Origin of the sequence: Streptomyces sp. W16, assembly GCF_033194735.1 — a bacterium.
In the GTDB taxonomy this organism is placed as follows: Bacteria; Actinomycetota; Actinomycetes; order Streptomycetales; family Streptomycetaceae; genus Streptomyces.
The window spans coordinates 1-10,833 of the sequence record NZ_JAWOAI010000346.1; the positions used below are offsets into that span (position 1 = coordinate 1).

The 10,833-nt window shown below is 69.6% G+C and carries 8 protein-coding genes; 7 read left to right on the forward strand and 1 reads right to left on the reverse strand.

All coding sequences use genetic code 11. From position 1 onward, the window contains the following. On the reverse strand, nt 1-599 hold a 599-nt coding region (locus R6V09_RS34820), incomplete at its 3' end, for a LacI family DNA-binding transcriptional regulator (RefSeq protein WP_317885466.1). A gap of 270 nt (nt 600-869) precedes the next feature. Here R6V09_RS34820 and R6V09_RS34825 point away from each other — a divergent pair. From R6V09_RS34825 to R6V09_RS34855, 7 genes are all read left to right on the forward strand, one after another. Continuing rightward, on the forward strand, nt 870-2,162 hold the full coding sequence (locus tag R6V09_RS34825; protein WP_317885459.1) for an ABC transporter substrate-binding protein: 1,293 nt from the start codon (nt 870-872) through the stop codon (nt 2,160-2,162). A gap of 6 nt (nt 2,163-2,168) precedes the next feature. Continuing rightward, a complete protein-coding gene (locus R6V09_RS34830; protein WP_317885460.1) occupies nt 2,169-3,062 on the forward strand; it encodes a carbohydrate ABC transporter permease in 894 nt (297 codons plus the stop codon). After that, a complete protein-coding gene (locus tag R6V09_RS34835; RefSeq protein WP_317885461.1) occupies nt 3,059-3,961 on the forward strand; it encodes a carbohydrate ABC transporter permease in 903 nt (300 codons plus the stop codon). The genes R6V09_RS34830 and R6V09_RS34835 overlap by 4 nt, the downstream gene beginning before the upstream one ends. 55 nt (nt 3,962-4,016) lie before the next feature. Next, complete coding sequence (locus tag R6V09_RS34840; protein WP_442810209.1) at nt 4,017-5,261, forward strand: glycoside hydrolase 5 family protein; 1,245 nt, start codon at nt 4,017-4,019, stop codon at nt 5,259-5,261. Continuing rightward, the gene (locus tag R6V09_RS34845) at nt 5,258-7,285 is read left to right on the forward strand and encodes an endo-beta-N-acetylglucosaminidase (RefSeq protein WP_317885463.1); all 2,028 of its coding nucleotides are present in this window, start codon (nt 5,258-5,260) and stop codon (nt 7,283-7,285) included. The genes R6V09_RS34840 and R6V09_RS34845 overlap by 4 nt, the downstream gene beginning before the upstream one ends. A gap of 42 nt (nt 7,286-7,327) precedes the next feature. Continuing rightward, nucleotides 7,328-10,342, forward strand: coding sequence for an alpha-mannosidase (locus R6V09_RS34850; RefSeq protein ID WP_317885464.1), 3,015 nt, complete (start codon nt 7,328-7,330; stop codon nt 10,340-10,342). 47 nt (nt 10,343-10,389) lie between these two features. Further along, nucleotides 10,390-10,833: DUF4231 domain-containing protein (locus R6V09_RS34855; protein WP_317885465.1), on the forward strand; the 444-nt coding region annotated here is incomplete at its 3' end.

Below are 10,833 nucleotides of genomic sequence, written 5' to 3' on the forward strand. Positions count from 1 at the left end.
CGGATCCGGCGCTCGGTGTGCGCGAGGCCCGGCAGTCCGGCGATGTGGGCGATCCGGCGGTGGCCGCGCGCGTACAACTCGTCGACCACCGAAGCCATCGCGCCCGCGTCGTCGGCCCACACCGTCGACAGTCCGGGATGTCGTTCGTCCGGCGCGCCGCCGATCACCACGGCGGGCAGGCCCAGTTCGTCGAGGAGGTCGGGGCGTGGATCGGCGGTGCGCGGGTCGGCCACCAGGACGCCGTCCACCCGGTGTTCGGCCCACCAGCGCCGGTACACCGCGCATTCGTCGTCGACGTCCTCGGCCATCTGGAAGAGCAGGCCGAGATGACGCTCGGCCAGTATCTCCTGGATGCCCGAGACGAGTTGGAGGAAGAACGAGTCGACGCCGAGGGTGTCCGCGGGCCGGGCCAGCACGAAACCGACCGTCGCCGCGCCCTCCCCGGAGAGCGCTCGCGCGGCCGTGCTGGGCCGCCAGCCGAGCTGTTCCGCGACCCGGCGCACCCGGTCGCGGGTGATCTCGGAGACTCCGGGCCGGCCGTTGAGCGCGAAGGAGACCGCGCTCTCGGACACACCGGCGCGCTGCGCGATGTCCTTCATCGTCGGCCGACGCGCGGGCGACCGCTTGCCTGACAAGCCTGCTCTCCATTCCGTCGGCGCCGCGCACTAATGCGCTTGAGCCAGCACACCCTAAAGCGCATTAGTGATCCACCGCAATAGGGCCAACACGCCTCTCTGAGCTGGGATGTTGTCCGGATCCGGCCAACTAATGAATTTAGCTGGGCGGAATCCATTGACGCGCCCCGCGAACAGCGTGCAAGGTCTGCCCCGGCACGATTGGCCAACCCCACTGCAAAGGAGCGACTCGCCGTGCGCATCTCCCGCAGAGCCTTCGCCGCCACTGCCGCCGCCGTAGTCCTCATGCCGCTGAGTGCCTGCGGCTCAGGAGGAGACGACGGCGGCTCGACCGACGCCTCGGGCAAGGTCGAGGGCGACATCACCTTCCAGACCTGGAACCTCCGCGCCAACTTCAAGTCGTACTTCGAGGGCGTGGTCTCCGGCTTCGAGAAGCAGTACCCCGGCACCCATGTGAAGTGGATCGACCAGCCCGCCGAGGGCTACGCCGACAAGATCAGCGCCGACGCCGCCGGCGGCACCCTGCCCGACGTCGTCAACGTCTCCCCGGACCTGGTCGCCCCGCTCGCCAAGGCGGGCCTCGCGATGGACCTCGACAAGGCGGCCTCGAAGTACAAGAGCGAGTACCTGCCCGGCGCTTGGGCCAGCCACCAGATACCGGGCATGACCGGGACCTACGCCTTCCCCTGGTACCTCAACACGGGCCCCCTCTTCTACAACAAGTCCCTGTTCGAACAGGCCGGACTCAACGCCGACCAGCCGCCGAAGACGTACGACGAACTCTTCGCCCAGGCCCTCCAGTTGGCGAAGAAGACCGACGGAAAGGTCGCCACCCTCGCCAACGTCCCCACCGTCGAGGACTTCGGCCGCTACGGCGTCGAGCTCATGAACAAGGCCGGCACCGCCTTCGCCTTCAACGACGCGAAGGGCATCGAACTCCTCACCAAGTACAAGGAGTTGTACGACGCGAAGGCCCTCGACCCGCAGGCGCTCACCGCCACCCCCGAGTCGTCCGGCAAGAAGTTCCTCACCGGGGCCGTCGCGATGAACCCGGGCAGCGCCCTGGACCTCGACAACTTCAAGAAGCAGGCGCCCAGCCTGTACAAGAACATCGGCATCACCGATCAGATCACCAGCACCGGGCACGTCAACATGTACGTGATGGGCGTGATGGTCAACTCCAAGACCAAGCACACTCCCGCCGCCGTGGCCTTCGCGCACTACGTCACGGACGCCCAGCAGCAGATGTCGTTCGCGAAGAAGGTCGCCATCTTCCCGAGCACCGCGGGCTCCCTCGACGACCCGTACTTCACCAAGGAGGACGGCACCGACGAGACGCGGGTGCGGATCGCCGCCGCCAAGTCCCTGAAAAACGCGGTGAATTACACGCCGGTGCTGTTCAGTGAGCAGATGAAGACCGCACTGCGCAACGAGGTGGCCAAGGCCCTGCAGGGGAAGGAGAGCCCCAAGACGGCTCTTGACAACGCTGTCAAGCAGTGCGACACGCTCCTCCAGCAGCAGGGGTAGTCCACGATGGCCCTCTCCACCGTCTCCCGGGTGCGGCGCCAACTGCCCACCAGTCCCTGGCTGTTCGCCGCCCCCGGGCTGCTGATCACCGGCGTCTTCATCCTCTACCCGTTCGGCTCCACGCTGGCCAATGCCTTCACCGACCGGCGCACCCTGCTTCCGGGCCACTTCGTGGGCTTCGCCAACTTCCGCGAGCTGTGGCACGACGACATGTTCTGGACCGGCCTGCGCAACAGCACCCTGTACATCGTCGGGGTGGTCCCCGCACTCGTCGTACTCCCGCTGCTGCTTGCCCTGTTGGTGCAGAAGAACATCCCCGGCATCACCTTCTTCCGGTCCGCCTTCTACACGCCGGTCGTCGCGTCGATCGTCGTGGTCGGACTCATCTGGGTGTGGCTGCTGGACGAACGCGGCCTGGTCAACTCGCTGTTGGAGACGATCGGCGTCGGCCGGATCGGCTTCCTCAGCGACCAGTGGCTGCTCTTGTTCAGCGCCATGGCCGTCACGGTCTGGAAGGGCCTCGGCTACTACATGATCATTTACCTGGCCGCGCTCGCCAACGTGCCGCGCGAGCTGCACGAGGCCGCATCGGTCGACGGCGCGGGCGCGGTACGCCGGTTCTTCACGGTCACCGTGCCCGCCGTCCGCTCCACCATGGTCCTTGTCGGGGCGCTGTCCTCGGTGGCCGCCTTCAAGGTGTTCTCCGAGGTCTATCTGATGGCGGGCCCGAGCGGTGGACCGGCCGGCGAGGACACCACCCTCGTGATGCTCGTCCAGCGCACCGGCACCGGCCTGACCGGGCGGGTCGGCTACGCCTCCGCGCTCTCGGTCGTCGTCTTCGTCGTCACCGTCGCGCTGATGCTGCTCGTCCTGCGCGCCGACCGGAAGGAGGACGCGTGAGTGTCATCGAGCGCACAAGACCCGTCCAGAGGACGGCGGTTCGCGAGCCCCGCGTCACCGACGAGCACGGCCGCCGCATCCGCGTCTGGGAACTCGCCCTGCGCTACACGCTGTTGCTCGCCGTACTCGCCATCACCGTCGGCCCCTTCCTCTGGCAGCTCTCCACCTCGCTCAAGGGCCCGACCGAGGACATCTACAGCTCGCCGCCGACCTTCCTGCCCGAACACCCCACCCTGCACAACTACAAGCGGGTCGCCGACACCATCCCCGTCTGGGACTACGCCCTCAACTCGCTGAAGGTCGCCTCCGCCAACGTCGTGACGAACTGCGTCGGCTCGGCGCTCGCGGGCTACGCGCTGGCCCGGCTGCGCTACCGGGGCCGCCGCGTGGCCACCCTCGTCTTCATCCTCGCGATGCTCGTGCCGGTGGAGGGCATCATCATCGCCCAGTTCACCACCATGCGGGAGCTGGGCCTGAACAACACCCTGATCGGGGTGGTCCTCCCGGGCTGCATCGGCGCGATGAACGTGCTGCTGATGCGCAACGCCTTCCTCAACCTGCCGTACGAGATCGAGGAGGCGGCCTACGTCGACGGCGCCAACGTCTGGCAGCGGTTCCTGCGGATCGCGCTGCCGTCCGTGAAGGGGACCGTCGCCGTCGTCGCGATCTTCGCCTTCATGGGCGCCTGGGACGACTTCCTCTGGCCGCTCATCGTGCTCAGCGACCCGTCCAAGTTCACGCTCACCATCGGCCTCAACTATCTGCACGGCACCTTCGCCAACGACGAACGCCTTGTAGCCGCCGGCACGGTCATCGCCGTGGCCCCCCTGATCGCCCTCTTCGCCTGCCTCCAGCGGTACTTCTTCCGGGGCGTGGGCGAAGGCGCCGTGAAGGGCTGACGTCTCCTTGCATTCAGATACGCACTACAGAACCAGGATCCCGATGTCTTCTGCCGTGCGCTTCGGCGTCAACTACACACCCAGCCAAGGGTGGTTCCACCACTGGCTGGACTTCGACCTCGACTCGGTACGCGCCGACCTCGACTCGATCGCCGAGCTGGGCCTCGACCACATCCGGGTCTTCCCGCTCTGGCCGTACTTCCAGCCCAACCGCACACTGATCCGCCCGAACGCGGTGGAGCAGCTGGCCGAGCTCGTCGACGCGGCCGGTGAGCGCGGGCTCGACGTCAACGTGGACGGTCTGCAAGGGCACTTGAGCAGCTTCGACTACCTGCCGGCCTGGACCCGCACCTGGCACCGGCGCAACCTCTTCACCGACCCGGACGTCCTCGACGGCCAGGCCGCCTATCTCCGCACGCTCGCCGCCGCCCTCGCAGACCGGCCGAACTTCATCGGCATGACCCTCGGCAACGAGGTCAACCAGTTCTCGGCTGGCCCGCATCCGGACCCCGACCGGGCGACGGAGGAGCAGATCGACGCCTGGCTGGAGCGGATGCTCGCGGCCTGCGCGGAGGGGGCGCCCGGCAAGCCCCATCTGCACGCCGAGTACGACGCGACCTGGTACCAGGACGACATGCCGTTCACCCCGGCGCAGGCCGCCCGGCGCGGCGCGATGACGGCCGTGCACTCCTGGGTCTTCAACGGGACCGCCCAACGCCACGGCCGTACCTCCGTGCCGAGCGAACACCACGCCGCCTATCTCATCGAGCTCAGCAAGGCCTGGGCCGACGAACCGCACCGGCCCGTCTGGCTCCAGGAGGTCGGCGCGCCCCAGCCGCTCGTACCCGCCGAGCACGCGGCGGCCTTCGCCGAGGCGACCGTCGCGGGCGCCCTTGACTGCCCCGACCTCTGGGGAATCACCTGGTGGTGCTCCCACGACGTGTCCCGCGACCTCGCCGACTTCCCCGAACTCGAATACGGACTGGGCCTGTTGACCAACGACCGGCAGGCCAAGGACATCGCACTGGTGCTGTCGGAAGCGGCCCGCGAGCCCACGTACGCGCCCGCCACCCGCAGCACGGCGCTCGTCGTGCCCGCCGACCCGTCGGTCCGCTCGGTCTGCGGTCCCGGCGGACCGGTCTTCGACGCCTACTTCCGACTCGTCGCCGACGGCGCCCGCCCGGCGACCGTCCTCGACGTGCGCGCGGACGACAAGGAACACCTCGCCGCGCGCGGCATCACCGAAGTCGTCACTCCCGACCAGGTACTCCCCACCCCACAAGGAGGCACCAGCTCGTGAACCCAGGACGCCCCACCAGACGCACCGTCCTGCTCGCCGCCGGCGCGGCGGCCCTGCTGCCCCAACTGCCCCTGCCCGCCTACGCCGCAGGGCAGGCCGCGGCCACCGCGACCCAGCCGTACGCCAGTTACTGGTACCCGGACTCCCTGCCCTCCGGCACCCCGGGCACCGGCATCACCTGGAACAGCCTGAAGACCTGGACCGCCGCCTCGGACACGGACCTCGCCTTCAACGCCGCCGCCGTGCCGCTGGCCGCACGCTTCACCCCGACCCCCGCGAACAGCACCGCCCGCTCCGGCCAGGCCCGCGTCCAGTCCCTCGTCTCCTTCGGACCGACGTCGAGCAACCCCTCCCAGGGCGCGGCCACCGCCGACTACTACGCCCTCACCCACTGGTCCTACCTCGACGAACTCGTCTTCTGGGGCGGCTCCGCCGGCGAGGGCATCATCCTCGCCCCCAACGCGCCCATCGTGGACGCCGCCCACCGGCACGGCGTACCCGTCCTCGGCAACATCTTCCTGCCGCCCGTCGCCTACGGCGGACAACTCCAGTGGACCCGCGACCTGGTCCAGAAGGACGCCGCCGGGCGCTACCCGCTCGCCGCCCAACTCGTCGCGGTCGCCGCCGCCTACGGCTTCGACGGCTGGTTCGTCAACGCCGAGACCAGCGGCGGGAACACCGCGCTCGGCACGGACATGCAGGGTTTCGTCAGCGAGTTGAAGTCCCTCGCCGCCGCCCAGGGGCAGCGGGTCACCTGGTACGACGCGATGACCGTGAGCGGGACGGTCAGCTGGCAGGGCGCGCTGAACACCTCGAACCAGGCGTTCTTCCAGGCCGCGGACGACATGTTCATCGACTTCCGGTGGAGCACGAGCACACTGGCCGCCTCCGGGACGAAGGCCGACGGACTGGGCCGCAGCCGCTACGAGTTGTGGGCGGGCGTCGATGTCGAGTCCAACGGGTCGAATTCGACGGTGAGTTGGGACGCGATGGTCCCGACGACCAAGGCACACATCACGTCCATCGGCTTCTACCGGCCCGAGTGGACCCGCAACCACCTCCCCGCGAGCCGCACCCCGGGCGACTTCCACGCCGCCGACGACCGGTTCTGGACCGGGCGTTCACTCGACCCGTCGACGCCGGACAGCACCGACCCCTGGCGGGCGCCTGCGGTGTCGGTCGCGGACCGATCCACAGTGGGTGGCGCGCTGCCGTTCGCGAGTGTCTTCAACACCGGGCACGGACTGCGCTGGTACGAGGACGGCGCGGTCACCTCGGACGCGCCGTGGAACCACCTGGGACTCCAGGACCGGCTGCCGTCCCGCCGCTGGGCGGTCCGCACGACGGGCCAACGGCCCACCGTGACCTTCGACTTCGCGGACGCGTGGCGCGGCGGCAGCAGCGTGCTGGTCTCGGGCGCACTCGACCAGCCGACGACGCTGGACCTGTACGGCACACAGATGCTGATCACCGATGACACCGTGGTCGACCTGACCTTCCGCACCGACTCCGGCAGCGCCGACGTCGAACTGGCCGTCGCCACCGCCGAACCGAGCACGGCGGGAGCGACACCGCCGTACACGTATCTGCCGGTGACGGCCTCGGGCAGTGGCTGGCAGACGGTGACCGTGCCGCTGACCGGTCTCTCCGGCACGCTGCACGCCATCGGTGTAAGGCTCACCGCGACCGCGGGGCCGGTGAACTGGCGGCTCGGCGGTCTGGCCGTCCGCGATGCCAACGCGTCACAGACACCGGCCGCTCCCACCAACTTCGGTATCTCCGCGGCCACGGGCGGCAACCTGCGCTTCGCCTGGGACGCCGCGCCCGACGCCGTACGCCACTACACGCTGCACCGGCTGCTGCCGGACGGCACCCGGCGGTTCCTCGGCGGCACCTGCCAGCGTGCTTTCTACGCCGGCGGGCTGCAGGCCGAACAGGGCGAGCAGCAGGCGTGGTTCGAACTGCGCGCGACAGGGGAGCTCTACACAGCGTCGGCCCCCGTGACCGTCGCCTACACCTGGTAACACCCGTAGTCCCACCCGCAACCGAGCCACGGAGCACCCCACATGCATGACGACCGCAGCCTGGTCGAAGCCCGCCTCAAGCGTGTTCTCGAAGAGCGCATCCGTCCCGCCGTGTACCCCGAGTCCGTGCCGCTGGAAGTGGCCGTCTGGCACGCGCCCGACGAGCCGGTGCCCGTGGCCGAGGGGCTCGCGGGGACACCCGAACCGATCGAGGTGGGCGCCCGGTGGGGTGCTCCCTGGGGAACCAGCTGGTTCCGCGTCACCGGGACCGTCCCCCAGGAATGGGCCGGGAGGACCGTCGAGGCGCTGCTCGACCTCGGCTTCGACGAGAACATGCCCGGCTTCCAGTGCGAGGGCCTCGTCTACCGGCCCGACGGCACTCCCGTGAAGGGCCTCAACCCGCGCAACCAGTGGGTCCGGATCGGCGCGCCCGTCGCCGGCGGCGAGGAGGTGCGGCTGTACGTCGAGGCCGCGTCCAACCCGGTGGTCATGGACTACCACCCCTTCGTGCCCACGCAGTTGGGCGACAAGGAGACCGCCGGCAGCGAGCCGCAGTACACGCTCACCCGCATGGACCTCGCCGTCCTCGACGAGAACGTCTGGCAGCTCGTCCTCGACCTGGAGGTGGTCGGCGAGCTGATGGCCGAACTGCCGGTGGACTCGGCGCGCCGCTGGGACCTGCTGCGGGCCGTCGACAGGGCGCTGGACGCGGTGGACCTCCAGGACGTCAACGGCACGGCGGAGCAAGCCCGTTCACAGCTGGCGGCCGTCCTGTCGACGCCCGCCGTCCCGTCCGCGCACCGCATCAGCGCCATCGGGCACGCGCACATCGACTCCGCGTGGCTGTGGCCGCTGCGGGAGACGGTCCGCAAGGTGGCCCGTACGACCTCCAACATGACCGCCCTCCTTGAGGACGAGCCGGACTTCATCTTCGCCATGTCGCAGGCCCAGCAGTGGGCCTGGGTGAAGGAGCACCGGCCCGAGGTGTGGGCGAAGGTGAAGAAGGCGGTGGCGGACGGACGGTTCGTGCCGGCCGGCGGCATGTGGGTGGAGTCCGACACCAACATGCCCGGCTCGGAGGCGATGGCCCGTCAGTTCGTGCACGGGAAGCGGTTCTTCCTCGACGAGTTCGGCATCGAGAACGAGGAGGCCTGGCTGCCCGACACCTTCGGCTTCGCCGCCGGACTCCCGCAGATCATCAAGGCCGCCGGCTCCAAGTGGCTGCTGACCCAGAAGATCTCCTGGTCGCAGACGAACAAGTTCCCGCACCACACCTTCCGTTGGGAGGGCATCGACGGCACCCGGATCTTCACCCACTTCCCGCCCGTCGACACCTACAACTGCTCCATGCAGGGCCGTGAAATCGCCCACGCGGCACGCAACTTCAAGGACAAGGGAGTCGCCCGCCACTCCCTGGCGCCCACCGGCTGGGGCGACGGAGGCGGCGGCACCACCCGCGAGATGGTCGCCAAGGCGGCCCGTCTGCGCGACCTCGAAGGCTCGGCGACCGTGGCCTGGGAGACGCCGAAGGAGTTCTTCGAGAAGGCCGAGGCCGAATACCCCGAACCCCCGGTCTGGGTCGGCGAGTTGTACCTCGAACTGCACCGCGCCACCCTCACCAGCCAGGCCAAGACCAAACAGGGCAACCGGCGCAGCGAACACCTCCTGCGCGAGGCCGAACTGTGGGCCGCCACGGCTGCCGTACGGGCCGGATTCCCTTACCCGTACGAGGACTTGGACCGGATCTGGAAGACAGTACTGCTGCACCAGTTCCACGACATCCTGCCCGGCTCCTCCATCGCCTGGGTGCACCGCGAGGCCCGGAAGACGTACGAGGGACTGGCCGCCGAGCTGAACGGCATCATCGACGCGGCCCAACGCGCGCTGGCGGGGGAGGGGACACGGGAGCTGGTGTTCAACTCGGCGCCCCACAACCGCGACGGCGTCCTCGCGGGCGGCGCCCAGGCTCCGGCGGACCAGGGCCAGACGGCACTCGCTACCCGGGTCGGCGGCGGACACGTCCTGGAGAACGGCCTGCTCCGTATCGAGATCGACGCCCGCGGCCTCGTCGTCTCCGCCTACGACATCGAGGCCGACCGCGAGACGATCGCCCCCGGCCGGGCCGCCAACCTGCTCCAACTCCACCCGGACTTCCCGAACATGTGGGACGCCTGGGACGTCGACGAGTTCTACCGCAACACGGTCACCGACCTCACCGACGCGGAGGAGGTCGTGGCCGACGGGAACACGGTGCGGATCGTACGGTCCTTCGGCGCGTCCCGGGTCACCCAACTGCTGTCCCTCGCCCCCGGGGAGCGGCGGCTGCTCATCGACACCGAGGTCGACTGGCACGAGACCGAGAAGTTCCTCAAGCTCGCCTTCCCGCTCGACGTGCACGCCGAACGGTACGCGTCCGAGACGCAGTTCGGGCACTTCCACCGCCCCACGCACACCAACACCTCATGGGAGGCGGCCAAGTTCGAGGCCTGCAACCACCGCTTTATCCACCTGGAGGAACCCGGCTGGGGCGTCGCCGTCGTCAACGACTCGACGTACGGCCACGATGTGACCCGTACGGTCCGCACCGACGGCGACCTCGGTACGACCACCACGGTGCGCGTCTCCCTGCTGCGCGCGCCCCGTTTCCCGGACCCCGAGACCGACCAGGGCGTCCACCGTTTCCAGCACGCGCTGGTGCCGGGCGCGGCCATCGGCGACGCCGTTCGCGAAGGCTGGCGGATCAATCTGCCGGAACGGCGGGTCACCGGCGGGCAGGAGGTCGCCCCGCTGGTGAGCGTGGACCGGGACGCCGTCGTGGTCACCGCGGTGAAGCTGGCGGACGACGGGAGCGGGGACGTCGTGGTCCGGTTCCACGAGGCCCACGGGGGACGGGCCAGGGCGACACTGACGGTGGGTTTCCCCTTCGACTCCGTGGAGGCCACCGACCTGCTGGAACGTCCGTCGGCCGAGGCGAAGGAGATCATCCGCGAGGGCGATCAACTGGCCTTGCGGCTGCGCCCGTTCGAGCTGGTGACGCTGCGGCTCCGACGCTCCTGACCCGGAACGGCTTTCGCCGGCGGCCGTGATCGCCCGATGATGTGGCGATGAGACGAAGAACGGCCGTCGGTCAGGCCTGGGCCTCCCAACCCGATCCGCTACTGGCGCTCGCCCGGCAGGAGTTGGAGTTCTACGCGGGGGCGTGCGACCGGGCCAGGTGGTTGCACTACACGACGGAACTCGGCGCGCTCGCCGCCACGTCCGCGACGGTCGTGGCGGCGGGACTGCACGCGCCCGCCTGGCTCACCGCCCTGATCGCGGGCGGCGCCGTCTTCTTCACCGGCATGCGCCAACTGTTCAATCCGGGCTCACGCTGGGTCCTGGCCGCACAGGCACGGGAGTCCCTGCGGCGGGCGATCGACCGCTACCTGCTGCTTCCGCAGGCCGCCCGGGACGTCGACGCGCGGGCCGCCCTGCACCGGGCGATCGACGAGGTGGGCACCAGCGAACTGCGCGGATGGGCAGAGGTCCAGGGCCAGCGGGGCGAACCG